The sequence below is a fragment of the Kitasatospora cineracea genome (genome assembly GCF_003751605.1).
Taxonomy (GTDB): Bacteria; Actinomycetota; Actinomycetes; order Streptomycetales; family Streptomycetaceae; genus Kitasatospora; species Kitasatospora cineracea.
This window is the reverse complement of record NZ_RJVJ01000001.1, coordinates 2,296,487-2,321,726: the sequence shown is the minus strand read 5'-3', so window position 1 is coordinate 2,321,726 and position 25,240 is coordinate 2,296,487. Positions and strand designations below refer to the sequence as shown.

At 74.8% G+C, this 25,240-nt stretch carries 25 protein-coding genes; 14 read left to right on the top strand and 11 right to left on the bottom strand.

The annotated features are described in order from the left end of the window. Positions 1–196: 196 nt before the first annotated feature. Together EDD39_RS10760 and EDD39_RS10755 are read left to right on the top strand one after the other, a co-directional pair. The gene (locus EDD39_RS10760) at positions 197–640 is read left to right on the top strand and encodes a DUF2752 domain-containing protein (RefSeq protein WP_208765472.1); all 444 of its coding nucleotides are present in this window, start codon (positions 197–199) and stop codon (positions 638–640) included. A 131-nt stretch (positions 641–771) separates the two neighbouring features. Next, entirely contained in the window at positions 772–1,500 is a 729-nt protein-coding gene (locus tag EDD39_RS10755) for an RDD family protein (protein WP_123555125.1), read from the top strand. An 85-nt stretch (positions 1,501–1,585) separates the two neighbouring features. Here the strand turns inward: EDD39_RS10755 and purH are convergent, their stop codons facing one another. Both purH and purN read right to left on the bottom strand, forming a co-directional pair. Beyond that, the gene (gene purH, locus EDD39_RS10750; RefSeq protein ID WP_123555123.1) at positions 1,586–3,169 is read right to left on the bottom strand and encodes a bifunctional phosphoribosylaminoimidazolecarboxamide formyltransferase/IMP cyclohydrolase; all 1,584 of its coding nucleotides are present in this window, start codon (positions 3,167–3,169) and stop codon (positions 1,586–1,588) included. Further along, positions 3,166–3,825 (bottom strand): phosphoribosylglycinamide formyltransferase, encoded by a 660-nt coding sequence (purN, locus tag EDD39_RS10745; protein WP_244256669.1) that lies wholly within the window; start codon positions 3,823–3,825, stop codon positions 3,166–3,168. The genes purH and purN overlap by 4 nt, the downstream gene beginning before the upstream one ends. A 356-nt stretch (positions 3,826–4,181) precedes the next feature. Between purN and EDD39_RS10740 the strand changes: the two genes are divergently transcribed. Beyond that, positions 4,182–4,790 (top strand): hypothetical protein, encoded by a 609-nt coding sequence (locus tag EDD39_RS10740; RefSeq protein WP_123555119.1) that lies wholly within the window; start codon positions 4,182–4,184, stop codon positions 4,788–4,790. Positions 4,791–4,855: 65 nt separating this feature from the next. Here the strand turns inward: EDD39_RS10740 and EDD39_RS10735 are convergent, their stop codons facing one another. Then, entirely contained in the window at positions 4,856–5,878 is a 1,023-nt protein-coding gene (locus EDD39_RS10735; protein ID WP_123555118.1) for a Scr1 family TA system antitoxin-like transcriptional regulator, read from the bottom strand. 107 nt (positions 5,879–5,985) lie between these two features. Here EDD39_RS10735 and EDD39_RS10730 point away from each other — a divergent pair, with 107 nt between their 5' ends. The 3 genes from EDD39_RS10730 to EDD39_RS10720 are packed head-to-tail and all read left to right on the top strand — an operon-like array spanning position 5,986 to position 6,913. Then, positions 5,986–6,198, top strand: coding sequence for a hypothetical protein (locus EDD39_RS10730; protein ID WP_123555116.1), 213 nt, complete (start codon positions 5,986–5,988; stop codon positions 6,196–6,198). Between the two features lie 41 nt (positions 6,199–6,239). Beyond that, positions 6,240–6,524: a hypothetical protein gene (locus EDD39_RS10725; RefSeq protein ID WP_123555114.1), complete on the top strand. Its 285-nt coding sequence runs from the start codon at positions 6,240–6,242 to the stop codon at positions 6,522–6,524. Next, positions 6,524–6,913: a hypothetical protein gene (locus tag EDD39_RS10720; RefSeq protein WP_123555112.1), complete on the top strand. Its 390-nt coding sequence runs from the start codon at positions 6,524–6,526 to the stop codon at positions 6,911–6,913. Before EDD39_RS10725 ends, EDD39_RS10720 begins: the two co-directional genes overlap by 1 nt. Here the strand turns inward: EDD39_RS10720 and EDD39_RS10715 are convergent. Then, positions 6,865–7,542 carry a response regulator transcription factor gene (locus EDD39_RS10715; RefSeq protein ID WP_123555110.1) on the bottom strand — a complete coding sequence of 226 codons (678 nt, stop codon included), beginning with the start codon at positions 7,540–7,542 and terminating at the stop codon, positions 6,865–6,867. The genes EDD39_RS10720 and EDD39_RS10715 overlap by 49 nt on opposite strands. Next, positions 7,539–8,684, bottom strand: coding sequence for a sensor histidine kinase (locus EDD39_RS10710; protein ID WP_123555108.1), 1,146 nt, complete (start codon positions 8,682–8,684; stop codon positions 7,539–7,541). The genes EDD39_RS10715 and EDD39_RS10710 overlap by 4 nt, the downstream gene beginning before the upstream one ends. A 132-nt stretch (positions 8,685–8,816) precedes the next feature. Between EDD39_RS10710 and EDD39_RS10705 the strand changes: the two genes are divergently transcribed. Together EDD39_RS10705 and EDD39_RS10700 are read left to right on the top strand one after the other, a co-directional pair. Continuing rightward, on the top strand, positions 8,817–9,725 hold the full coding sequence (locus tag EDD39_RS10705; protein ID WP_123555106.1) for an ATP-binding cassette domain-containing protein: 909 nt from the start codon (positions 8,817–8,819) through the stop codon (positions 9,723–9,725). After that, complete coding sequence (locus EDD39_RS10700) at positions 9,722–10,462, top strand: ABC transporter permease (protein WP_123555104.1); 741 nt, start codon at positions 9,722–9,724, stop codon at positions 10,460–10,462. The genes EDD39_RS10705 and EDD39_RS10700 overlap by 4 nt, the downstream gene beginning before the upstream one ends. A 180-nt stretch (positions 10,463–10,642) precedes the next feature. Here the strand turns inward: EDD39_RS10700 and EDD39_RS10695 are convergent, their stop codons facing one another. Continuing rightward, positions 10,643–11,914, bottom strand: coding sequence for a cell division protein PerM (locus tag EDD39_RS10695; RefSeq protein ID WP_123555102.1), 1,272 nt, complete (start codon positions 11,912–11,914; stop codon positions 10,643–10,645). Between the two features lie 126 nt (positions 11,915–12,040). On the opposite strand from EDD39_RS10695, the gene EDD39_RS10690 reads away from it, so the two are divergent. Then, complete coding sequence (locus EDD39_RS10690; protein ID WP_162869988.1) at positions 12,041–13,489, top strand: LuxR C-terminal-related transcriptional regulator; 1,449 nt, start codon at positions 12,041–12,043, stop codon at positions 13,487–13,489. A gap of 108 nt (positions 13,490–13,597) precedes the next feature. Here EDD39_RS10690 and sucD read toward each other — a convergent pair whose 3' ends face one another. The 5 genes from sucD to EDD39_RS10665 all read right to left on the bottom strand — a co-directional run bounded on the left by sucD (position 13,598) and on the right by EDD39_RS10665 (position 20,839). Then, positions 13,598–14,488 (bottom strand): succinate--CoA ligase subunit alpha, encoded by an 891-nt coding sequence (sucD, locus tag EDD39_RS10685; RefSeq protein WP_123555098.1) that lies wholly within the window; start codon positions 14,486–14,488, stop codon positions 13,598–13,600. Between the two features lie 19 nt (positions 14,489–14,507). Beyond that, positions 14,508–15,680 carry an ADP-forming succinate--CoA ligase subunit beta gene (gene sucC, locus EDD39_RS10680; protein WP_123555096.1) on the bottom strand — a complete coding sequence of 391 codons (1,173 nt, stop codon included), beginning with the start codon at positions 15,678–15,680 and terminating at the stop codon, positions 14,508–14,510. A 344-nt stretch (positions 15,681–16,024) separates the two neighbouring features. Further along, positions 16,025–17,158: a VWA domain-containing protein gene (locus EDD39_RS10675; RefSeq protein WP_123555094.1), complete on the bottom strand. Its 1,134-nt coding sequence runs from the start codon at positions 17,156–17,158 to the stop codon at positions 16,025–16,027. 148 nt (positions 17,159–17,306) lie between these two features. Beyond that, complete coding sequence (locus EDD39_RS10670) at positions 17,307–19,730, bottom strand: DUF5682 family protein (protein ID WP_244257161.1); 2,424 nt, start codon at positions 19,728–19,730, stop codon at positions 17,307–17,309. 11 nt (positions 19,731–19,741) lie between these two features. Next, entirely contained in the window at positions 19,742–20,839 is a 1,098-nt protein-coding gene (locus EDD39_RS10665) for an ATP-binding protein (protein ID WP_208765471.1), read from the bottom strand. A 253-nt stretch (positions 20,840–21,092) separates the two neighbouring features. Here EDD39_RS10665 and EDD39_RS10660 point away from each other — a divergent pair, with 253 nt between their 5' ends. From EDD39_RS10660 to EDD39_RS10640, 5 genes are all read left to right on the top strand, one after another. Then, on the top strand, positions 21,093–21,773 hold the full coding sequence (locus tag EDD39_RS10660; protein WP_123555088.1) for a WXG100-like domain-containing protein: 681 nt from the start codon (positions 21,093–21,095) through the stop codon (positions 21,771–21,773). Beyond that, entirely contained in the window at positions 21,770–22,567 is a 798-nt protein-coding gene (locus tag EDD39_RS10655; RefSeq protein ID WP_123555086.1) for a hypothetical protein, read from the top strand. The genes EDD39_RS10660 and EDD39_RS10655 overlap by 4 nt, the downstream gene beginning before the upstream one ends. 20 nt (positions 22,568–22,587) lie before the next feature. Beyond that, positions 22,588–23,115, top strand: coding sequence for a hypothetical protein (locus tag EDD39_RS10650; protein WP_123555084.1), 528 nt, complete (start codon positions 22,588–22,590; stop codon positions 23,113–23,115). A gap of 43 nt (positions 23,116–23,158) precedes the next feature. Next, positions 23,159–23,689 carry an SUKH-4 family immunity protein gene (locus tag EDD39_RS10645; RefSeq protein ID WP_123555082.1) on the top strand — a complete coding sequence of 177 codons (531 nt, stop codon included), beginning with the start codon at positions 23,159–23,161 and terminating at the stop codon, positions 23,687–23,689. A gap of 88 nt (positions 23,690–23,777) precedes the next feature. Next, positions 23,778–25,091, top strand: a complete 1,314-nt coding sequence (locus tag EDD39_RS10640; RefSeq protein WP_123555080.1) for an SWIM zinc finger family protein — start codon at positions 23,778–23,780, stop codon at positions 25,089–25,091. The last annotated feature ends 149 nt before the right edge of the window (positions 25,092–25,240 follow it).

The window sequence follows — 25,240 nt, the reverse complement described above, 5'->3', positions numbered from 1 at the left end:
GCGGCTGGACAGCGCGGCGTGGTACGGACGACGATGGCGGGGCAATCCCTGCCGCACCGGGTCTGGTGACGGGCCGTCCGCCGGCGGGGGACGAGATGTTCGGGGGAAGAACGACAGTGAGCGAACCGTACTTGCCGGGGCCGTCGGTCGTCCGCGGCGCGGCTGCCGCCCTGCCCGTTCGCGCCCCCCTGCGGCCGTGACCGCCCCCGGGGCCGAGGCCCCGGTCCGCACCGCCCCGTTCCCGGCCGCGCCCTGGTGGTCGGCGGGCACCGTGCCGGGTGCGGCGCTGCGGGTGCTGCTGCGGGGGGCGGTGGTCGCCGGGGCGGCGGTCGCGGTGGCGGCGGCGCACGACGCGCACGACCCGGGGGTGCTGTGCCCGCTGCGGCTGCTGACCGGGGTGCCGTGCCCGCTGTGCGGCAGCACCACGGTGTTCATCGAGGCGGGGCACGGGCGTTGGGGCGCGGCGCTGCTGGCGAACCCGGTGACGGCGCTGGCCGCCGTGCTGCTGGTGGGCTGGCCGCTCGGCCCGGGCCGCCGGTGGCGGGAGTCGTCGTACGCGGGCCGCAACCTGTTGCTGGCCGCCGCCCTGTTGCCGGCCTGGGCCTGGGAGTTGGCCCGGCTCGGCCCGTTCCGGTTCTGAACGGGCGGTCGGTCGATGGCTGTTGCCCTGTGTCCTGTCCGGATGGTCCGCTACTCTGCCCCGCGGTCGGCGTCTCTGCCCGCCCGTCCCCAGGTTTTTCCGTCCACACCCCTTCCTGCCCGGAGGCACCGATGAGTTACCCGCCCGACCCGAACAACCCGTACGGCCAGCAGCCCCCGCCGCCCGGCTACGGCTACCCGCAGCAGCCCCCGCAGCAGCCCGGCTACGGCTACCCGCAGCAGCCCCCGCAGCAGCCGTACGGCTACGCGCAGCAGGTCCCGCCGCAGCCCGGCTACGGCTACCCGCAGCCGGCCGGCACGATCCAGGCCAACAACGGCTACATCAACATCGCACACCTGGGCACCGTGCAGGTCGCCACCATGGGCCAGCGCTTCCTGGCCCGGCTGCTGGACACCTTGGTGACCGGCGTGGTCATCGGCATCGCCATGGCGGCGGGCATGGCCGGCGCGGTCGGCCTGGCGAACAAGGCCAACGAGTGCGACTACACCAGCTCCGACTACAACACCTGCGTGTCGAACGCGAGCACCAGCGCGGTGGCCGCGTTCTTCACCATGTTCGCGGTGATCGCGGTGTTCAGCCTGCTCTACGAGTGGCTGCTGATCAGCCTGGCGGGCGCGACCGTCGGCAAGATGGCGCTGGGCCTGCGCGTGGTCCGCGAGAACAACGGCCAGCACCCGGGCCTGGGCGCCGGCTTCGTCCGCTACATCATCCCGTGGGTGGGCTACCTGGCCTGCGGCATCGGCATGATCCTGGTCTGGGTGTCGCCGTTCTTCGACAACTCGGGCAAGCTGCAGGGCTGGCACGACCGGGCCGCCGGCACCCTGGTGGTCAAGAAGTAACCCGCCCCCGCGCAGCCCGAGGGCCCCGTACTCCGCGGAGTACGGGGCCCTCGGGCGTTCCCGGCGCCGGACCCGGCGCGCCGGGTCAGTGGAAGAAGTGCCGGGTGCCGGTGAGGTACATGGTGACGCCGGCCTTCTCGGCGGCGGCGACGACCTCTTCGTCGCGGATCGAACCGCCGGGCTGCACCACGGCCTTGACGCCCGCGGCGAGCAGGATCTCCAGGCCGTCGGCGAACGGGAAGAACGCGTCCGAGGCGGCGTAGGCGCCGCTCGCGCGCTCGCCGGCCCGCTCGACGGCGAGCTTGCAGGAGTCGACCCGGTTGACCTGGCCCATGCCGACGCCGACCGAGGCGCCGTCCTTGGCGAGCAGGATGGCGTTGGACTTGACGGCCCGGCAGGCCCGCCAGGCGAAGGACAGCTCGGCGAGCTCGTCGGCGGACAGCGCCGCGCCGGTGGCCAGCGTCCAGGTGGCCGGGTCGTCGCCGGCCGCGTCGACCCGGTCGACCTGCTGGAGCAGCAGGCCGCCGGAGATCCGGCGGGACTCCACCGCGTCGGCGGGGGCCCCGGAGGCGCGCAGCACCCGCAGGTTCTTCTTCTTGGCCAGCACCTCCAGGGCGCCGTCCTCGTAGCCGGGAGCGACGACGACCTCGGTGAAGATCGGGGCGATCTGCTCGGCCAGCTCGACGCTCACCGGGCGGTTGACGGCGATCACGCCGCCGTACGCGGAGACCGGGTCGCAGGCGTGGGCCTTGCGGTGCGCCTCGGCGACGTCCGCGCCGGTGCCGATGCCGCACGGGTTGGCGTGCTTGATGATGGCGACGGCCGGGCCCTCGTGGTCGTACGCGGCGCGGCGGGCCGCGTCGGTGTCCACGTAGTTGTTGTAGGACATCTCCTTGCCCTGCAGCTGCTCGGCGCCCGCCAGGCCGCCGGTGCCGTCGGTGTACAGGGCGGCCTGCTGGTGCGGGTTCTCGCCGTAGCGCAGGACGTTGCCGAGCTCCCAGGTGCTGCCCAGGAAGGTCGGGAACGCGGCCTCCGACTCGGTGTAGCCCGACTCCTCGAACCAGGAGGCGACCGCGACGTCGTACGCGGCGGTGTGCGCGAACGCGGCGGCCGCGAGGCGCTTGCGGGTCAGCAGGTCGAAGCCGCCGCCCTGCACGGCGGTCAGCACGTCCGCGTAGCGGGCCGGGTCGACCACGACGGCCACCGAGGGGTGGTTCTTCGCGGCGGCGCGGACCATGGACGGGCCGCCGATGTCGATCTGCTCGACGCACTCGTCGGGGGTGGCGCCGGAGGCGACGGTGGCGGTGAACGGGTACAGGTTCACCACGACCAGGTCGAACGGCTCGACGCCCAGCTCGGCGAGCTGCGCGCGGTGCGACTCCAGGCGCAGGTCGGCCAGCACACCGGCGTGCACGCGCGGGTGCAGGGTCTTGACCCGGCCGTCGAGGCACTCGGGGAAGCCGGTCAGCTCGGAGACCTCGGTGACCGGGACGCCCGCGGCGGCGATCTTCCCGGCGGTGGAGCCGGTGGAGACGATGGCGACCCCGGCGGCGTGCAGGCCCTGGGCCAGCTCCTCCAGCCCGGTCTTGTCGTAGACGCTGATCAGCGCGCGCCGGATCGGGCGCACGTTCTCGGAGACGGGCTTGCTGGCGGAGGAAGCGGCGCTCATGCCGGAATCCATACCTTTCGGTCTTCGATGCGGTGTCCTTCGCGGGCCAGCCGGCCCACGACCTCGACGAGCAGCTTGCGCTCGACAGTCTTGATGCGCTCGTGCAGCGCCTCGCCGCCGTCGGCGTGGTCGGCGTCCTCGACCTCCACCACGCCCTGGGCGATGATCGGCCCGGTGTCCACCCCGGCGTCCACCAGGTGCACGGTGCAGCCGGTGACCTTGACCCCGTACGCCAGCGCGTCGGGGACGCCGTGCGCTCCCGGGAAGGCGGGCAGCAGCGCGGGGTGGGTGTTGACGGTGCGCCCGGCGAAGGCGGCGACGAACGCGGGGCCGAGGATCTTCATGAACCCGGCGGTGACCACCAGGTCCGGTTCGTACGAGGTGGTCTCGGCGGTCAGCGCGGCGTCCCAGGCGGCCCGGTCGGCGTGGTCCTTGATCCGCTGGACGAAGACCGGGATCCCGGCCTTCTCGGCCCGCCCGATGCCCGCGATGCCGTCGCGGTCGGCGCCCACCGCGACGATCTGCGCCCCGTAGGCGGGGTCGGCGGCGGCGTCGATCAGCGCCTGGAGGTTGGTGCCGGAACCGGAGACCAGCACCACCAGCCGGGCCGGTCCGGGGGTACGGGGCGGGAACACTTGGGCGTCAGCGGCAGCCACGGGCGCGATTCTCCGTACGTCGGGGTTGTCGCCCGCTGGTACGTCCACCGTCGGTGGGGCCACTACGGGCGGCGGCAGGTCGGGAGCGACGGCGGCGGGTCGCCGGGCGGCCGCGGCGCTGCGGTGGCCCGAGGAACCTTGGGAAGCTGCCGACCGTCACCACGATAACGGCTGGTGGGAGGCCACCCGTAACCGGACGGCCACGCTACGCGCGTAGTTGAGACGGGGATCTCCCACCCGGCACGGCACCGACCCGGCAGGGTGCCGCACGGCCGGGAACCGGCTGGGGGATCATTGACCGACCGTCCACTCCCCCACCCCCGGACGGCCACCCGACGAGACAGGAACGGGACACCATGAGCAGCGGCGAGGACAGCGGCGAGCGCAACCCCTTCGCGCCCCCTCCGCCCGGCGCGCCCGACCAGCCCTGGCGTCCCCGCACCCCGCGGCCGCCCGCCTCCGGCCCGCGACCGGACGGCTCCCCCGACGAGGACCGGCCCCAGCCGCCGCCGTGGGGCCACCGCCCCGACCAGGACCCCCAGCAGCCCGCCCCGCCCAAGCCCGACCCCGCCGACCCGGCGCAGCGCACCGCCCGCAACGCCCTGCTGTCGGGCTTCGCCGCGCTGCTCACCGTGCTCTTCGGCCTCTACTGGCTGGCCTTCCCGCTGTCCCTGCTCGCCGTCTGGTACGCCGTCGCCGTCCTGCGCACCCCCGCCGAACCCGTCAGCGACCCGTTCGCCCCGCGCCCCGTCCGCCCCCAGGTCCCGGCGGCGCTCGGCGCCCTGCTGACCGGCGGCCTCGCCCTGGTGGTCTCGCTGGGCGTCTTCACCATCCAGTTCGCCTACCACGACTACCTGGACTGCCGGACCGCCTCGGTCACCCAGGAAGCCGCCCGCAGCTGCGCCCAGGAGTACGAGGTCCCGACCTGGCTGAGCAACCTGGCCGAAGTCTCCACCGACCAGTAGGCCCCCGGAACACCAGCAGCCCCCGGCGGACCGCCGGGGGCTGCTGCCGTTCGCCGTCCGGCGGATCAGACCGCGTCCGCGAAGGCGCTCCACGCGGCGGCCGGCAGGGTCAGGTACGGGCCGTCCGGGTCCTTGCTGTCACGGACCAGCACCACGCCGTGGGACTCCGCGTGGACGGTGCTGACCTCGACGCACGCGCCGGCACCGTCCGAGTAACTGGACTTGAACCAACTGGCGTTGGCCTGGTCAACAGGGAGCATGGTGCAGAGTTCCTTCCGAGCCTTGCTGATCAGCGCGAGGGAGTCAGCCGGGGAAAGTGCTTCGACCTGCAGGCGATGATACTCGTGCATCCAACCCATCACGGTTTCGTTTTCGTGTTCGACGTAGCCGCGTTGATGTGTCTCGGTGTATCCCACCAATGCGCCGTCAGGCATGGTCAGAAGAATGGTCAGATGGGTGAAAGGCCGCCTCGCTCCACCGGCGAACGGCATGACCTGGAGAACCACGTTGGGGCGTGCGGACAGCTCGGCCAGCCAAGCGAGTTGGCGTGCCGTCACTCCGGGCGATCCGACCACCGTGCGGATGCAGCTCTCGTCGAGCACCATGTACAACTCCGGCGGGTCCGGCAGGTGCAGCGGGGCCTGCCTGCCGATCAGTACGCCGATTCGCTCCTCGGCTCGTTCGGGCGTCACCGATCCCCGTTGCACATAACCGGCTTGCAGCGCACGCGCGTATTCCTCGGTCTGGGCAATACCCGGCGGAAGTCCGATGTCCCACGCATGGATCCGGCGGGCCACCGCCTCAAGGCCGACGTACTCCGGAAAACCTCCTCGGAACGCGGTGTGGCCCAGCATCCACCACGCGCCCTCCAGTGCCCCCGCCGCGCCCAGCGCCCGGTCCAGGGCCCGGATGAATTCAACAGGTGGGCGTCGTCGCCCGTTCTCGATCAGGGACACGTACGCCGCCGTGTAGCCCGCCAGCCGGCCCAGCTCGCCCTGGGTGAGGCCCTCGCGTCGCCGCCGTTCGCGGATCTGCCAGCCGAAGGCTGCCAGCGGGGATGACGAGGGGTCAAGTTCGTTGATGCGCACGGGCGTTCCCTCTTTTCAACGTGCCGAGATGTTGAATGGAAACCGCTTCCGATCGTAGTCGCCGGTGCCGATGCTGGTGACACATCGCCGAAGGATCGGAGCGCAGAGTGAGCGGCGGGGACGAACCCCCGGCGGCCGGGCCGTACCGGCCTTCCGCCGTGGGCGAGTTGGTGCTCGACCGGAAGTCCGGGGCGGTCGTCCGGTACATGGGCGAGTGGTGCGGGTTGATGTGGGTGCGGCCGGTCGGCGGCGGGACGGAGGTGCCCGTCCACCGGGACGGCCTCGCTCCCGTGCCGGACGCCTGCGACGGCACCGGATGACGTCGTCCGGTTCACCCGATCGAGGAGAGGAAGGAGAAGCGTTGTCAGCACAGACCGACCCGCCGGCGGGGGACGCCGGCGAGCGGGCCCGCTGGATCGGCGGCGCGCTGCACCGGCTGACCGGGCGTCAGCCGCTGGTCGAGGGCACCGGCGACGGGGGGTTCCGGATCACCGCCCGGGTGGTGGAGCACCCGGACTCCGCCGTGGCGGCGGCGGTGCTCCGGGTGCTCGGCGCGGGCGACCGGTTCGGGCACGGCAGGAACGAGCGGTGGGAGCACCTGTGGACCGAGATCGACCCGCGGCGTCCGGAAGGGGGAGCGCGGTGATGCACCCGGTGGAGTACTACCCGCACGGCCTTCCCGGGCTGGACTGGCGCGCCGTCAGCGACGACCTGGACGGGCTGGTGCTGGCGGCTTCCCGCCACGGGGTGGCCATCGCCCGGGCCACCGATCCGCGGAAGGTGCTGGTCGTGGACCCCGACGAGTGGGCCGATCTGCGCCACGCCATCAAGCGGGGCGACTGCGACCACCTGCTCGGGGACCGCCTGCTGTGCGCCGACCCCACGCCGCGTCCCGACCCGCGCCCGGTGCCGTGCCACGGCCCGTGCCCGGGCTCGGGCAGGGACGCGGGCGGGGGTTCGGGCTCGGGCACGGCCGCCACGCCGTCCTACGGCTGCCCGGAGTCCGACTCCGGGGTGACGAAGCCCGACTCGTAGGCGGCGATCACGGCCTGGGTGCGGTCCCGGGCGCCGAGTTTGCCGAGCAGGCTGCTGACGTGCGTCTTGACGGTCTGCACGCCCAGGTGCAGCCGGTCGCCAACCTCGGCGTTGGACAGGCCGCGGGCCATCAGCCGCAGCACCTCGCCCTCGCGGGTGGTCAGTCCGGCCCGGGCCACCGCGCCGCCGTCCGCCGGGTCCCGTCCGGCCCGGGCGGCGGCCAGCCGGCGGATCGAGGCCGGGAACAGCAGCGACTCGCCCGCCGCGACCAGGCGCACCGCCTGCACCACCTCGGCCGGGCGGGAGCGCTTGAGCAGGAAGCCGTCGGCGCCCGCGCGCAGCGCCTCGTACACGTAGTCGTCGGCCTCGAAGGTGGTGACCACCAGGATCTTCGGCGGGCGGTCGGGGCCGCGCAGGATCGCCCGGGTCGCGGCGAGGCCGTCCAGGCCGGGCATCCGCACGTCCATCAGCACCACGTCGGGACGCAGCGTGCGGACCAGGCCGAGCGCCTCGGCGCCGTCGGCGGCCTCGCCGACCACGTCGAGGTCGGGTTGGGCGTCCAGGACGGCGCGCAGGCCGAACCGGATCAGCTCCTCGTCGTCGACCAGCAGCACCTTGATCACCGTCACCGGCCCAACCGTAGCGGCAGCCGCACCCGCAGCAGCCAGGCCGCCCCGTCCGCGGCCGTCCCGTCGGGGCCGGCCTCGCAGTCGCCGCCGAGCAGCACCGCCCGCTCCCGCACCCCGCGCAGACCCTTGCCGCCGCCGCGGTGCGAACTTCCCTTCGCCGCAAGGCCGTTGCGGCAGGACAGCTCCAGCACCCCACCGCTGACGGCGCCGCGGACCCGGATCGGTGCGCCCGGGGCGTGCCGCAGCGCGTTGGTGACGCCCTCCTGGACGATCCGGTACGCCTCCCGGGACAGCACGCCGGGCAACTCGGCGGCGCGGACGTCGAGTTCGGCGTCGACGGGGCTGCCGGCCGACCGGGCGGCGGTGAACAGTTCGCCGACGCGGTCCAGGCCGGGCCGCTCGGCGGCGGTCGCGTCCGGGCTCTCGCGCAGCAGCACCAGCATCCGTTCCAGGTCGTCCAGGGCCCGCCGCCCGGTGGTCTCGATCGCCTCCAACGCCCGTTCCCGGAACACCGGATCGGCCACCTCGCGGGCCGCGCCCGCCTGCACCACCGTCACCGTCAGGGCGTGCCCGATCGAGTCGTGCAGCTCCCGGGCCAGCCGGTTGCGTTCCAGCAGCCGCTCCGCCCGGGCCTCGGCGGCCGCCAGCCGCTCCGCCCGCGACGGCCCCAACAGGCTCACGGCGAGCGCGAGTTGGAGCCTCCCGGCGAGCACCGTCAGCCAGAGCAGGCCGGGGACGGCCGGCAGCGCCAGCAGCGGCGCGTGCACCACCGCCCGGACCGCCGCCACCGTCACCGCCCCGACCGCCACCCCCAGCCCGACCCGGGCCACCAGCCAGCACGCCGTCCGCCCCCGGTCCGCCCAGCCCGCCGACGGCGCGACCCCGATCTCCTCCTCCCGCGCGGGCCCCAGCAGCAGCCGCGCCTGCACCCCTTCCCCGCGCCGCATCCCCGGCACCAGCGCCGCCAGGCACAGCAGCGGCACGTCCAGCACCACCCCCCACAGCACCGCGCGCCCCGTCGACACCCCCTCCGTCCCCGGGTACACCAGCAGCACCACCCCGGCGAACACCGTGCCGATCATCAGGTGCAGCCAGCGGGTGTACGTCACGGGACGCAGCAACGGAGCGAACAGGGCGGCCATCCGGCCATCCTTGCGCACCCTCCCACCTGCCCGGCTCCCTCCCGGGAGGGAGGCGGGCCACTCGCGGGCGGGATCCGGCGGGACCGGTCCGGGCGGTTGACTCGAACCAGCAGCCGGACGAAGGGAGTTGCCGTGATCGAGATCCGCGACCTGACCAAGGAGTACGACGGGCGGCGGGTGGTCGACGGCCTGGCGTTCCGGGTCGAACCGGGGCGGGTGACGGGTTTCCTGGGGCCGAACGGGGCGGGGAAGTCGACGACGCTGCGGATGGTGCTGGGCCTGGACCGGCCGACGTCCGGGGCCGCGCTGGTGGACGGGCGGCCGTACGCCGCGCTGGAGCGTCCGCTGGACCGGGTCGGCGCGCTGCTGGACGCACAGGCGGTGCACCCGGGCCGGACCGCCGCCGGGCAGTTGCGCTGGATCGCCGCCTCGCACGCGCTGCCGGCCCGCCGGGTCGGGGAGGTGCTGGCGCTGGTGGGCCTGGCCGAGGTCGCCGACCGCCGGATCCGGACCTTCTCGCTCGGCATGCGCCAGCGCCTGGGCGTGGCGGCGGCCCTGCTCGGCGACCCGGCCGCGCTGCTGCTGGACGAGCCGGTGAACGGCCTGGACGCGGAGGGCATCCGGTGGATCCGGGGCCTGCTGCGCCGGCTCGCGGGCGAGGGCCGGGCGGTACTGGTCTCCTCGCACCTGATGGCGGAGATGGCGGTGACCGCCGACCACCTGGTGGTGATCGGCCGGGGCCGCCTGCTCGCCGACACCTCCACCGCCGACTTCCTCGCCGTGCACGGCCGCCGCCGGGTCCGGGTCCGCGCCGTGGACCCGGCCGCGCTGGCCGCGCTGCTGGCCGCCGCCCACCCGGACGCGGTGCCGAGCGGCGACGGCGCCTTCGACGTCCCGGACGCCGACCCGGGCCGGCTGGGCGCACTGGCCGCCGAGCACCGGGTCGCCCTGGTCGAACTCTCCGTCACCCACGACTCCCTGGAGGAGGCCTTCATGCGGATGACCGCGGACGCCGTCGAGTACCGGGCGGTGGCGGCATGAGCGCCCGCACCCGCCCGCTGCGCGCCGAGTGGGCGAAGTTCGCCACCCTGCGCCCGCTGTGGGCGTCCCCGCTGCTCGCGGTGGCCCTCAGCGCCGGGATCACCACGGCCGTTCAGGCCGCGTACGGGCACTCGGACCACTCGCTGCGGGACGACCCGATGGAGGGCCTGTTCTACGGGCTGAACTTCGGCCAGGTCGCGGTCGCCTGCCTGGGCGTCCTGCTGATCGGCCAGGAGTACGCCTCCGGGACGCTGGCCACCTCGCTCGCCGCCGTCCCGGACCGGCTCCGGTTCTACCGCGCCAAGCTCCTGCTCGGCGCGGGCCTGGGCCTGGCCGTCGGCCTGGCCACCGTCGGCGCCCAACTGGCCGCCACCATCGGCACGGTGGGCCTGGACCCGACCGTCCCCGGCACCGCCCGGGCACTGGCCGCGGGAGTCCTCTACCACCCGCTGCTGCTCGTCCTGTGCCTGGCGCTCACCACCGCGCTGCGCAACCAGACCGCGGCACTCGGCCTGCTCCCGCCCGCCGTCTTCCTCGGCACCACCGTCCTGGCCGGCATCCCCGGCATCCGGGAAGCCGCCCAGTTCCTCCCGGACCGGGCCGGCCAGTACGCCCTGCGCCTCGACGACGCCCCGGGCACCCACTACGGCCACACCACCGGCCTGCTCCTGATGGCCGCCTGGACGGCAGCGGCAGTCCTCGTCGGACTGCGCACCCTGCGCCGCAAGGACGCGTGAGCAGCACCGGAAGCCCAGGGAGGCGTCGACTTCAGGGGCGCGGGGAACTGCGCGACCGGCCGGGCACCCGCAGCAAGATCGCCAGGCGACAGCAGGCCATTGCCGTCGTCGCGGTCCCGCTGACGCTCCCCTGCCGCTGCGCCCAGTTCCCCGCGCCCTGCCTGTCCTCTCCGCCCCCGCCTACGCGGCGAGGCGGCACACCAGCCGGTACGCCCCGACCCGGGCCCGGACCACCGGGCCCGCGCCGTCGCCGCGGCGGCCGAGCCACCAGCGGTGCAGCAGTGCCCCCGGGAGCGCCACGGCGAGCAGCCAGGCGCTCTGGGCGAGGGCGAACTGCCAGGGCACCGGGCCGAGTTCGGACATCCGGCCGGGGCCGAGCGCGCCGCCGGCGGCGTACCCGGCGAGCAGGCCGGGCCCGGCGGCGGCGAGGGCGGTGGCGGCGGCGACGGCGACGGTCTGGGTCGGGGTCCAGCGGGTGGCGGCGCGGCCGAGCAGCAGGGCGGTGGCGGTCGCGGCGGCGAGCGGGGCGGCGCAGGCGAGCAGGTGCCAGTCGGGGCCGCGGTCGGCGGGCAGCAGGGTGAGCAGCGGGAAGTCGGGGACGGGGTCGAGCCGGGTGCCGAGCGGTCCGGCGTGGCCGCCGGTACCGACCGCGAAGCCCGCCCCGAGGGCGTAACTCGCGGCCCAGAGGAGCCCGTTGGGCACCAGCAGCAGGCAGGCCAGCAGCAGTCCGAGCCAGTCGGCCGCCCCGCCGCCGAGCCGCTGCGCGTCCTGTCCGGCGGAGCCGAGCAGCACGGCGACGGCGAACACCGCCCCGCCGCCGGCCGTCAGCTCGAGCAGCCAGCCGGCCAGGGCCCGGCCGACGGCGGCCCCGGCGCCGTCCGGCCAGTACGCGGACGGAAGCGGCAGCCGGGGCAGGGCCCAGGGGCGGCCGAGGCCGGACCACAGGCCGTGGCCGAGCCCGGCGGCGGCGAGCAGGGCGACGGCGGCGAGGTCGGCGACCGCCCGGGAGTGCAGCAGGGCCCGCGGGTCGGTGCACTGGGCGACGGCGAGGGCCGCGACCAGCAGGTACCCGGCGTACACGGTGAGCGGGGAGCGCCAGCGGACCCATCCGCGCCCCCGGGCGCGCCGGGCCTGGCGGTGTCCGGCCCGGGAGAGCAGCACGGCGGTGACGGCGGTGAGCAGCAGCGGGGCGACGGTCACCGGGGCGTCCTGCGGGCCGCGGGCCAGGGGGGCGCCGTGGCCGAGCAGCCAGAGCCCGAAGACGGCCCGGGCGGCGTCCTGCGCCGTGTCGTCGCCGTACGGGGCCAGCACCCACAGGCCGAACACCGGGGCGGCGACCACGGACAGGGTGAGCAGCGCGGTGCGGACGCCGGTGAGCAGGTCGGTGAGGGTGGAGCGACTGTCCAAGTCGCTCGGCAGGCCCAGGATCGGACGGCCCATCAGCTGCGTCATGGCCCTCATGCTGCCAAGGCCACCCGTTGAGGGGTGTCAACGGGCGAACCTTCGCCGTGTCCCGGATTATCAGTACATGTGCCTTTTTCCGGCACGGACCCGCCCCGGACGCCACGGAGGAGACCGGTGACCTCGCCCTCGACCGCCGAGCCCGAGCCGACCATCGGAACCTCGCCCAGGGCCCGCGAGGACGCCGAACTCCTGCTCCGCCGCCTCGCCCCGCACGAGGCCCAGGCCCTGGCCCGGCTGGCCGCCGGCGACGACCTGCGCGCGACGGCCCGGCACCTGGGCGTCGCCCCCAGCACCGCCCGCAACCACCTCAACCGGGCGATCCGCAAACTCGGCGTCCGCGACCGCGAGGAGGCCCTCGCGCTGCTCGCCGCCCTCGCCCCGGAAGCACCCCGGGCACCCTCTCCCGACGCACCGTCGTCCCCGCCCGCCGCCGAGTTCGTCGGCCCCCCGCGCCCGGACGCTCCCGCCCCCGAGCCCGCGGCCGAGCCCGCCCCCGCCACCTTCGACGAGTTCGCCGCCCGGGTGCACACCCGCCTGGTCCAGCAGACCTTCCTGCTGACCGGCCACCGCCACCGCGCCGTGCACTGCGTGCACCTGGCGCTGGGCGCGGCCGCCCGCCGGTGGGCGGAGGTGGCGGCGGACCCCGACCCGGAGGGGCGGGTGCGCGGGGCGGCGTTCGACCTGGCGCTGTCGCCCTGGCACCGGGGCGGCCCGCGGCGGGCGCACCTGCTGCGGTGGCCGCGGCGCCGGATCGCGGTCGACGCGGCGGGCGCGCCCGAACCGCCCGAGCCGCCGCAGAAGCTGACCCACCGCGACCGGGCGCTGGTGAAGGCGCTGCTGCGGCTGTCGCGGCCGCGGCGGCGGGCGCTGGTGCTGCACGACACGCTGGGCCTGCCGGTGGAGCAGGTCGCGGTGGAGGTGGAGTCGAGCACGGCGGCCGCCGCGGGCCGGGTGCGGGCGGCCCGGGCCGCGCTGGCCCTGGAGGTGCCGGCGCTGGTCGGCGCGGACCCGGAGGAGCCGGGGTTCGCGGAGCGGCTGGCGGAGCTGCTGCACCGGGCGGCGGTGCACGGCTGCCCGGGCCCGCGGCTGCCGTCCACGGCGCGGCTGGTGGCGGACAGCCGGCTGCACACCGGCCTGGTGACGGGCGCGGCGGCGGCGCTGACGGCCGTGGTGGGCGGGGCGATCGCGGCCACCCTGCTGGGGGTTGGCCCGTCCGGGATGGTCCGGCCGGAGCCGGTGCGGCAGACGGCCTGCACCTCGGCCGGTTCGGGCAGCGCCGGTCCGGCGGCTCCGGACGGCGCGCCGGGGCTGCGGACGCCGTGGTGCGGGCCGACGCCCGGGGTCCCGGTCCGGGTGGCCGGCGGCCCGGTCGGCCCGCTGCCGCCGCCGCTGGCCCCGGCCGCCACCGCGGACCTGCCGGGCCCGGACGCGCTGCCGCCCGGCCCGTTCGCGGCCCGCCGCCCGCTGTTCGCCGCGCCCCCGCCGGAGCGCCGCCCGCTGCCGCCGCCGCTGGCGGGCCCGTGCGGCCCGGTCGAACACTGCGGCCCGCCGCGCACGCCCTGACCGGGGTCGGCCGGACCCGACCGACCCCGGGAACGCCGGAGGCGCCGCCCACCGTCACGAACGGTGCGCGGCGCCTCCGCCGTACTGCTACCTGCTACCTGCTACCGCTTACTTCGCGGCGGCGATCAGCTCGCGGGCCAGGCGGGCGGTCTCGGACGGCGTCTTGCCGACCTTGACGCCGGCGGCCTCGAGGGCCTCCTTCTTCGCCTGGGCGGTGCCGGAGGAGCCGGAGACGATGGCGCCGGCGTGGCCCATGGTCTTGCCCTCGGGCGCGGTGAAGCCCGCGACGTAGCCGACGACCGGCTTGGTGACGTGCTCGGCGATGTAGGCCGCGGCCCGCTCCTCGGCGTCGCCGCCGATCTCGCCGATCATGACGATGAGCTCGGTCTCCGGGTCCTCCTGGAACGCCTTGAGGGCGTCGATGTGGGTGGTGCCGATGACGGGGTCGCCACCGATGCCCACCGCGGAGGAGAAGCCGAGGTCACGGAGCTCGTACATGAGCTGGTAGGTCAGGGTGCCGGACTTCGACACCAGACCGATCTTGCCCGGGCCGGTGATGTTGGCCGGGATGATGCCCGCGTTGGACTGTCCGGGGCTGATCAGGCCGGGGCAGTTCGGGCCGATGATGCGGGTCTTGTTGCCCTTGGCGCCGGCGTGGGCCCAGAACGCGGCGGTGTCGTGCACCGGCACGCCCTCGGTGATGACCACGGCGAGGCCGATCTCGGCGTCGATGGCCTCGATCACGGCGGACTTGGTGAACGCCGGCGGGACGAAGATGACGGTGACGTCGGCACCGGTCTTCTCGATCGCCTCGACCACGGTGCCGAACACCGGCACCTCGGTGCCGTCCACGTCCACGGTGGTGCCGGCCTTGCGCGGGTTCACGCCGCCGACGATCTGGGTGCCGGAGGCGAGCATGCGGCGCGTGTGCTTCATGCCCTCGGAGCCGGTCATGCCCTGGACGATGACCTTGCTGTCCTTGGTAAGGAAGATAGCCATGGTGTTGAAGTCCCCTTCCTTACTTGTTGGCCAGCTCGGCGGCGCGGTCAGCGGCGCCGTCCATGGTGTCCACCTGCTGCACCAGCGGGTGGTTGGCGTCGGTCAGGATCTGGCGACCGAGCTCCGCGTTGTTGCCGTCCAGGCGGACGACCAGCGGCTTGGTGACGGCCTCGCCCTTGCTCTCCAGGAGCGCGAGGGCCTGCACGATGCCGTTGGCGACCGCGTCACAGGCGGTAATGCCGCCGAAGACGTTGACGAAGACCGACTTGACGTCGGTGTCGCCCAGGATGATCTCCAGGCCGTTCGCCATCACCTCGGCGGACGCGCCGCCGCCGATGTCGAGGAAGTTGGCCGGCTTCACGCCGCCGTGGTTCTCACCGGCGTACGCGACGACGTCCAGGGTGCTCATGACGAGGCCCGCGCCGTTGCCGATGATGCCGACCTGGCCGTCGAGCTTGACGTAGTTCAGGCCCTTGGCCTTCGCCGCCGCCTCGAGCGGGTTGGCGGCGGCCTTGTCCTCGAGCGCCTCGTGCTCGGGCTGGCGGAACTCGGCGTTCTCGTCCAGGGAGACCTTGCCGTCCAGGGCGATGATCTTGCCCTCGCCGGACTTGATCAGCGGGTTGACCTCGACCAGGAGGGCGTCCTCCTTGACGAAGACCACCCAGAGCTTCTGCAGGACGTCGGCGACCTGGTCGGCGATCTCGGCCGGGAACTTCGCGGCGGCGACGATCTCGGCGGCCTTCTCCGGAGTCACGCCCTCGTTCGCGTCGACCGGGATCTTGGCCAGCGCGTCCGGGTTCTCCTCGGCCACGACCTCGATCTCCACGCCGCCCTCGACGCTGGCCATCGCCAGGAAGGTGCGGTTGGTGCGGTCGAGCAGGAAGGAGACGTAGTACTCCTCCTTGATGTCCGCGGTCTGGGCCAGCATGACCTTGTGGACGGTGTGGCCCTTGATGTCCATGCCGAGGATCGCCTCGGCCTTGGCCACGGCGTCCTGCGGGTCGGACGCGAGCTTCACGCCACCGGCCTTGCCTCGGCCACCCACCTTCACCTGAGCCTTGACGACGGCTCGGCCGCCGAAGCGCTCCGCGATGGCGGCAGCGTCTGCGGCGGTCTCGATGACATCGCCGTCAAGCACGGGTACGCCGTGCTTGGCGAAGAGGTCCCTCGCCTGGTACTCGAACAGGTCCACGTGTTTGTCCTTGTTCGTGGTCGCGGAATGTGTCTCTACGAGCGTGCCACGGCAGGATCTTCGCTGCGGGTCGTCGACACTGAGCGGGTACGCAGATGTACGGCCTTGCGGCCCACGCAGTTGCCGGGCGCATCGTCAATCAACACGCGCGTCACGTCCGCATGGCAGGTTATCCCCGGACGACCGGCGTGTTTCGCCCGGGGCCGGGTCCGCCTTGGTGAGAACCGTCACAACCGCCCCGGTCCGGGCCCCTCACCAGCGGGGGCGCGCAGTGGTGAGGCCCACCACCGCTTCACCCGGACGGGTGGGTACCGCGCCCCTTGACCGGCCCCGGACCGCCCCGCTCACCCCCGGTCGGGCACCGGCAGCGGACGCTTCTCGATCGCCGCCGCCATGATCTCCGGGAACGCGTCCGGCGTGCAGGCGAACGCCGGGGCCCCCAGCTCCGCCAGCGCCTGCGCGTGCGCGTGGTCGTACGCCGGGGCGCCCTCGTCGGACAGCGCCAGCAGCGCGATGAACTGCACCCCCGCGGCCTTCATCGCCGCGACCCGCTTCAGCATCTCGTCGCGGATCCCGCCCTCGTACAGGTCGCTGATCAGGACCACGATCGTCTCGGACGGCCGGCTGATCTTCGACTGGCAGTACGCCAGCGCCCGGTTGATGTCGGTGCCGCCGCCCAGCTGGGTGGCGAACAGGACGTCCACCGGGTCGCTCAGCTGCTCGGTCAGGTCGACCACCGAGGTGTCGAACACCACCAGCCGGGTGTCCAGGCTCGGCATCGACGCCAGCACCGCGCCGAACACCGCCGAGTGCACCACCGACGGCGCCATCGACCCCGACTGGTCGATGCACAGGATGACGTCCTTCTTCACCGCCCGCTGGGCCCGCGCGTAGCCGACCAGCCGCTCCGGCACCACCGTGCGGTACTCCGGCAGGTACTTCGACAGGTTGGCCCGGATGGTGCGGTCCCAGTCGATGTCCCGGTGCCGGGGCCGGTTCACCCGGGCGCTGCGGTCCAGCGCCCCGCCGACCGTCGAACGGGTCTTGTCGGCGAGCCGGCGCTCCAGCTCCGCCACCACCTTGCCGACCACCGCCCGGGCCGTCTCCCGGGTGGTCTCCGGCAGCGCGTGCTTCAGCGACAGCAGCGTCCCCACCAGGTGCACGTCCGGTTCGACGGCGGCCAGCATCTCCGGCTCCAGCAGCAGCCGGTCCAGGCCGAGGCGGGAGATCGCGTCCTGCTGCATCAGCCGCACCACGCTGGTCGGGAAGTACTCCCGGATATCCCCCAGCCAGCGCGCCACCTTCGGCGCCGACCCGCCGAGCCCCGCCGAGCGCTTCCCGTCCTCCCGGTACAGCGCCCCCAGCGCCCCGTCCATCGCCGCGTCCCGCCCGGTCAGCCGCACCCCCGTGCCGTCCCCGTCGCTGCCCAGCACCAGCCGCCAGCGCCGCATCCGCTCATCGTCCTGACGGACAGTCATCTTCTTTCACTCCTTGGCTTGCCCATCGGGCCGGTCGAAGACCGCCCTGCCCAACCCCCGCGCCCCGTCAGGGGCGCGGGGAACTGCGCGAAGCGGAAGGGAACAGGGGGGAGGTCGGGGCAGCGCCGCAGCGGATCCCGCGGGCCGGTCAGGCGGTGGCCCGGCGGTCCGTCTGGCGCGGGATGCGCGGCTGCGGGACCTGCACGCCCAGCAGGAGGGCCAGCACCTCCGTGGTCGCGTCGGCGCGCTCCTCGTCGAGCGGGGCGCTCGGGGCGGAGCCCCCCGCGGGAGCCGTGAGCGGGCCGGCCGCGACCCGGGAGCCGATGGTGTGGCGGACGCCCGTCTCCAGCGAGGAGAAGGTGCGGCGCAGCACCGGCAGCAGGTCGGTGAAGGCGTCGGCCGGCACCCCGCACAGCCAGGCGTCGAGCAGGCCGAGCAGCGTCGGGTCGTGCAGCAGCAGTGCGCCGCCGCCGGAGACGAAGCCCTCGACCCAGCCGCCGGCGTCGGCCGGTTCGGAGGCGGTGGAGAGCACCAGCCCGAGCCGCCGGCCGGCCTCCTCGGCGTCCAGCCGTCCGTCGTCCAGCAGCAGTCGCACCGCGCGGCCGCGCAGCAGGCCGGGGACGCCGGTGGCGGGGCCGCCGTGCGGTTCGCGGGCGGCGAGTGCGGCCAGGGCGCCGGCCCAGCGTTCGGCGGTGTCGCCGCCGAGCAGGGCGATCGCCTGGTGGACGGCGTCGAGTTCGGCCCGGCGGGCGGTGGCGCCGTCCGCGTCGAGGCCGGTGCAGGCGGCGGGCAGGGCGAGGCTGAGGCGTTCGGCGAGGCCGTGCGCGACGGCGGTGAGGGCGCTGGTGTCGGTGGCCCGGACGTCGCCGTAGCGCAGGGTGCGGACCAGGGCGGGGAGCGCGGCGGCCAGGTGCCCGGCGTCGGTGTCGAGCGCGGCGCGGTCGGCGAGGGCCCGCATCACCTCGGGCAGCGCGTCGGGCAGGTCGGCCAGCAGGCACTGCTCGGCGAGCGCGGTCAGGGCGGTGAGTTCGGCGTTCGCGGCGTCGGCGACGGCCTTGCCGGTGGCGGCGGAGCGCACGGTGGTGCCCCACTGGCCGGCCTCGACCAGCCGGACCGAGAACTCCGGCTCCCAGCACAGCTGCCAGGTCTCCCGGAAGGTGCCGGTGGAGTTGACGCCGTCCCGGGAGGGGCGGCCCCAGTGCAGGCCGAGCAGCCGCAGCCGGTGCAGCAGCCGGGAGCGCTCGCCGTCGAGGTCCTTGCGCAGGTCGAGGACGAGGTCCCGGGGTTCGGCCTCGGGCTTGAGCCGCAGGGTGCGCTGCAGGCGGGTGAGGTCGCGCTGGAGCGGGACGGCGGGCACCGAGTCGGGGACCTCGCCGAGCGCGTCGCCGACCACCAGGCGCCGGTGCACCAGGGCGAGCGCGACGTCCGAGCCGTCGCACATCACGGCGCGCACCGCGTCCAGGGTCTCGGTGAGGCCGGGCAGCGGGCGGCCGCGCACCGCGGCGAGGGTGTCGGCGAGCCGGACCGCCTCGATGACGTGCGCGGAGGAGACCGGGTGGTCCTCGGCGCGGAGCAGTTCGGCGACCTTGGTCATCCAGCGGGCGACCGGCTGCTCGGGGGAGGTGAACAGGTGGTGGTACCAGCCGGGCGAGTCGATGCCCGCGCCGTAGCCGGTGTGCTGGGACAGCCGGCGGTGCGTCCACGGCACCCAGGTCAGCTCGACCTTGAGCTTCTTGGGCAGTTCGGCGAGCAGGGCCCGGTCGTGCGCGACGGTGGGCATCGCGGCGAGCGCCGGGACGTGCCAGGCGCCGCAGACCACGGCGATCCGCCGGTGCCCGGCCCGGCGGGCGGCCCGGACCTGCTGGCGCATGGCGGCCTCGCGGACCAGGTCGCGCCGCTCGGCGGGGTGGTGCTCGCGCAGCGCGGCCATCGCCTCGGCGAGGGCGGCGAACGGGGCCAGAGGGTCGCCGTCGGGGGTGCGGTGCTCGACCGCGTCCTCCCACCAGGACTCCGGGTCGAGGTGGCCGGCGGCGGCGGCGAGTTCGGCGATCGGGTCGACGGGCGCGGGCCCGGAAGTGCCCCCCGGCACTCCCGACCCCTCCCCCTCTTCTGACGCGCCGTCACGGCCGGACGTGTCGCCCCCGCCGGTAACGGTTCCGTCGCCGTCCGCGGGCGGGCCGTCGTCGCGGGCGCCGCGCGGGCCGAGCGCGAGGCTCTGCGCGGCGGGCAGGTCGATGAACCGGACGGGCACGCCCGCGTCCAGCGCGTGCCGCAGCGCCACCCACTCGGGCGAGAACTCGGCGAACGGCCAGAACGCGGCCCGCGCCGGGTCGTCGGCGACGTGGGCGAGCAGCGCGACCGGCGGCACCATCTCCTTCTCGGCGGCGGCCGCGACCAGCCCGTCGGCCTCCGGCGGGCCCTCGATCAGCACCGCGTCGGGCTGCAGGGCGGCCAGCGCGGCGGCCACCGCGCGGGCCGAGCCGGGGCCGTGGTGGCGCACCCCGAGCAGCGTCACCTCCGCGCTGGCCGCCCTGCCGCCCGCCGCCTCCGCGCCCGCTGCCCCGGCGCTCATGGCCTCGGCACTCACGCGGAGACCTCCCGGGCGGCCCGGTAGAAGTCCTTCCAGCCGTCGCGGTCGCGGACCACGCCCTCCACGTACTCGCGCCACACCTGGCGGTCGGCGACCGGGTCGCGGACCACCGCGCCGACGATGCCGTCCGCGACGTCGCCCGCGCGCAGCACGCCGTCGCCGAAGTGCGCGGCCAGCGCGAGGCCGTTGGTGACCACCGAGATCGCCTCGGCGGTGGAGAGCGTGCCGCTGGGGGTCTTCACCTTCGTCCGGCCGTCGGCCGTCAGGCCGGCCCGCAGCTCGCGGAAGACCGTCACCACCCGGCGGATCTCCTCGGCGCCGCCCGGCAGTTCGGGCAGGTCGAGCGAGCGGCCGAGCTGGCCGACCCGGCGGGTGACGATCTCCACCTCCTCCTCCAGCGTCGCGGGCAGCGGCAGCACCACGGTGTTGAAGCGGCGGCGCAGCGCGGAGGACAGCTCGTTGACGCCGCGGTCGCGGTCGTTGGCGGTGGCGATCACGTTGAACCCGCGCACCGCCTGCACCTCGGAGCCCAGCTCCGGGACGGGGAGGGTCTTCTCGGACAGGATGGTGATCAGGCTGTCCTGCACGTCGGCCGGGATGCGGGTGAGCTCCTCGACCCGGGCGAGCTGCCCGTCGCGCATGGCGCGCATCAGCGGGGAGGGCACCAGCGCGTCCTCGCTGGGGCCGTGGGCCAGCAGCTGGGCGTAGTTCCAGCCGTAGCGGACGGCCTCCTCGGGGGTGCCGGCGGTGCCCTGGACCAGCAGCGTGGAGTCTCCGGAGATCGCCGCGGCGAGGTGCTCGGAGACCCAGGTCTTGGCGGTGCCGGGCACGCCGAGCAGCAGCAGCGCCCGGTCGGTGGCCAGCGTGGTCACGGCGACCTCGATCACCCGGCGCGGCCCGATGTACTTCGGCGTGATCACCGTGCCGTCGGGGAGCTCGCCGCCCAGCAGGTAGGTGGCGACCGCCCACGGTGAGAGCCGCCAGCGCTCCGGCCTGGTCCGGTCGTCGTGCCGGGCGAGGGCGGCCAGCTCCTCGGCGAACGCGTCCTCGGCGTGCTGCCGCAGGACCTCGCTGGTCGTCTCGGTGGTCATCGACTGCTCCGATCTCACGGGGATCTCACGGGTCATCAGAACGGTGCGCGCAGCGGGCGCGAGAAGGACGGGCGGCACGGGCGCTGACCTGGGCGGGAGAACTCCCGTTCGCCCCGTGCGAGTTCCACTCTGCCCTCCGCCACTGACAACCGGAGCCGGGGCCGCCGGTCCGCCGGTCCGCCAACTTCCTTGCCCACGGCAGCGGACGGGCCATATCGTCCGATGGACTGACTAGCGCTCGGGGGTGCGTGTCATGGGAGTGGTCCTGCCCGACGAGGTCGCCTGGGTCCTCGACCTCATCGGCGTCAACTGGCCGAACGTGGACGAGGACGAGTTCCGCGAGATCGCCGACAGCATGCGGGCGTTCGCCGAGGAGGTCGACGCCGGGCGCACCGACACCATCGCCGCCGTCGCGCGCCTGGTCTCGGAGAACGTCGGCCCGGCCAGCGACGCCTTCAACAACCACTGGACCTCGGTGGCGGGCAAGCACCTGGAGGGCCTCGGCGAGGCCGGCCGGCTGCTCGCCACCGCACTGGACGGCGCCGCCCTGGTGATCACCGGCGCCAAGATCGCCGCGGTCGCCCAACTCGTCGCCCTGGCCGTCGAGGTGATCGCCGCCCAGGCCGCCGCGCCGTTCACCTTCGGCCTCTCCGAGGCCGGGGCGCTGGGCGCCACCCAGGCGACCCGGGTGATCGTCCGCCGCCTGCTCAAGGAGGCCGAGCAGCAGATCGTCCAGCAGCTGCTCTCGGTCGTCGAGGAGCCCGTCCTCAACGCGCTGTCCAACATGGCCGGCGACCTGGTCCTGCAACTCGGCGAGAACGCCCTCGGCATGAAGCAGGGCGTCGACTGGGGCGACGTCGGCCGCTCCGGCCTGGACGGGGCGAAGCAGTCGCAGCTCGGCTCCGCGGTGACCGGTGGAGGTGGGCGGCAGTGAGCGAGATCCGCCACAACTACGACGAGACCGACCGGATGGCCCGGCGCCTGATGGAGCACGCCGAGCGCCTGCGCGGCACGGCCGGAGCGCACAGCGGGCAGGCCCACACCCGGCTGCGCGCCCACCACGGGCAGGACCCGCTGGCCACCGCGGTGTCCAACGGCTCGACCAGGATCCTGGACGTCATCCGCAAGGCGGAGGACCAGCTGCACGAGCACCTGAAGAACATGTCCCAGGGCCTGGAGCGGACCTCCCTCAACCACAAGGAGAACGAGGCCGACCTGGAGAAGGCCCTCAAGAGCCTCCTCAAGGTGGAGGACAAGGCCGACGAGATCCGCAAGAAGCAGGGCCCCGAGCACCGCGGCCCCAAGCCGGGCCTGGCGCCGCACACCGTCACGCTGGAGTGGAAGCACGGCATGCCGCGGCTGGAGTTCCTGCAGAAGGCGATGGCCCTGCGGCGGCTCGGCAAGCAGGGCAAGCTCTTCAACGCGCCGAAGGTGGAGCGCGCGGACGGCATGACCCAGAAGTACAAGAGCGCCCTGATCAAGGTCCTGCACGACAACCACAAGGGCTCGCCCGACTACCGGGCGATCATGGACCGGGTCAACGGCATGCAGGCCGACCACGTCAACGAGCTCCAACTCGGCGGTCTCGACTCGTGGAAGAATCTCCGGATGCTGCACGACGCGACCAACTGGGACGTCGGGACGCAGCAGATCACCAACGACCTGGTCAAGCACAAGGTCCCGGTCGGCACCCCGATCAAGATCAAGATGAAGTGGAAGTGGTGGTAGCGGTGCCGAGCGGGGAGACCATGGAACTGCTCATCCCGGAGCTCGCACGGGTCTGGCGGGAGCGCGCCGACTTCCCGGCGGTCGGGTTCGGCCCGGCCAGGCCGATCGAGGAGCTGCCCGGGGAACTGCCGACGGACGTGCGCCGGCTGCTGGCGCTGAGCGACGGGATCCACTTCGGCGTGCGGGCGTCCGTCCACTCCAGTGCCGGCATCCCCGCCTACGAGGGCGCCGAGATGCTGGGCGTCGCCACCGGCGTCGACAACCCCGGGGACTACCTGAACATCGGCTTCGTCGACGAGGAGCCGCTGCTGGTCGACACCCGGGACGGCAGCGTCTGGGTGGCCCGATCCGAGCCCGGCGGCCTCTGGTACCAGGGGTCCGAACTGCTCCGGATCGCCGACGGCCTCGACTCCTTCCTGTCCGAGTGGGTGGCGGGGCCCCGCTTCCCCGAGCTCGTCCTGTCCAAGGCCCTGGACGAGGAGGACCGCGACCTCAGCTGGGACGACTGGTGGCGCCTGCTGCAGGCCGCCGGCCGCGTCCCCGCCTGACGGCGACCGGCCCACCGCACCGCGACGACACTGGAGACCTGACGTGGCCACGTACGCCGAACTCGCCGAGCTGTTCAGCCCCGACGGCATCGTCCGGATGCCCCTGGACGAGGCCCTCGCCAACGGCATCCCGGAGGAGGACGCCCGCCTGCTCGCGGAGGTCGGCGTACCGGTCTTCGTCGACGTGCTGTTCACTGCCAAGGTGCAGGGCGACCCGCTCGCGTACACCCTGGTGCCGATCAGCGCCGGGGACGAAGGCGTCACCGTGCTGGCCCTCGGCGGCCCCACCGACGCCGACCTGATGCGCTACTGCCTGGACCTCGACAACGGGTACGTGATCCTGCTCGGCCTCGGCGAGGAGCCCACCGCCGAGATCGTGAACCGGGACCTGGCCTCCTTCGTCGAGTTCCTCTACCGGTACGCGCTGCGCCTCCGGCACGTCGCCGGGGTGTCCGACCGGCAGGCGGACGAGTACACCGTCAAGCTCCGCGAGTACCTCGCCGCCCGCGACCCGTACGCCTTCGCCGCCCCGGACAGCTGGTGGAACATGGTGTTCGGCGCCCTCACCGACTAGGACCGACCGGCGGGGCCCCGTCGGCGCCCCGCCAGGGCCCCGCAGGCGCCCTGAGGGGTTGTCAGTGGGTCCCCCTAACGTCGGTGCCATGGAGGAACGCTGGAGCACCGAACACGTCCTTTCGCTGGCGCCCGACCCGGCTTCCCTGAAGGCCGCGGGCAAGCTCTCCGGGCCCGCCCCGTGGTCGGCCACCGGCACCGGCGGCGGCGCGCTGTGGGGCCTGTGCAAGGGCAGCGGCAGCACGCCCTACCGGACGGCGGTGGAGCTCGGGACGCCCGCGTACAAGTGCAGTTGCCCGAGCCGGAAGTTCCCGTGCAAGCACGCCCTCGGGCTGCTCCTGCTGTGGGCCGCCGGGCCCGGGGCGGTCGCCGACGGGGCCACCCCGCCCGACTGGGCGCAGGAGTGGCTGGACGGCCGCGGCCGGGCCGCCGCCGACAAGGCCGCCAAGCAGCAGGCCAAGGCCGCCGACGCGGACCCGGAGGCCGCCCGCAAGCGGGCCGAGAAGCGCTCCGCCCGGGTCGCCGGCGGCGCCCGCGAGCTGCGGCTGCGGCTCGCCGACGGCGTCCGCCGCGGCCTGGCCGACCCGCAGCCGGCCGGCACCTGGGAGGAGGTCGCCGCCCGGATGGTCGACGCCCAGGCCCCCGGCCTGGCCTCCCGGGTCCGGGCGCTGGCCGAGGCCCCGCAGGACGAACTGCTGGAGGAGTACGCGATGCTGCACCTGCTGGCCGGCGCCTACGGCCGGATCGACACCCTGCCCCAGGCCCTCGCGGCGACCGTCCGCACCCGGGTCGGCTTCACCACCGACACCGCCGAACTGCTCGCCGGCCCGACCGTCCGGGACCGCTGGCACGTCCTGGGCAGCCGGGACACCGCCGACGACCGGCTGACCACCCGCCGGGTCTGGCTGCGCGGCGCGAAGACCGGACGGCAGGCCCTGCTGCTCGCCTTCGGCCGCCCCGGCCAGGCCCCGGACCTCGCCCTGCCCACCGGCCGCCTGCTGGAGGCCGACCTGGCCTACCACCCCGGCGCCCGCCCGCTGCGCGCCGTCCTCGGCGCCCGCTACGGCAGCCCCGAGCCCGCCCCGGCCGCCGCGCCGGCCGGCCTGTCGCCCGCCGCGGCGCTCGCCGAGTACGGCGCCGCCGTCGCCGAGGACCCGTGGCTGGACAGCTGGCCGGCCGTGCTGGCCGACGTGGTGCCGGTCCGCACCCCGGACGGCTGGCAGCTCACCGACGGCACCCACACCCTGCCGGTGCGCCGCGGCGCCCTGCCCGAGCCCGCCCTGTGGCGGCTCGCCGCGGTCTCCGCCGGCCACCCCGTCACCCTGTTCGGCGAGTGCGGCCACCACGGCTTCGCCCCGGTCACCGCCTGGGACGCCGACCACCGGCCGGTCGCCCTCGGCTGACCGGCGCCGCCGCCCCGAAACCCCCGCACACACAACCCCGCTGACGGACCGTCGGCCGCCGGGTCGACCCGGCACGCCCTGACGCGCCGCCACTCCCGCTCCCCGCACCGCAAGCCCACCCCGACGGAACGGGACGCTCCCCGGCGCCC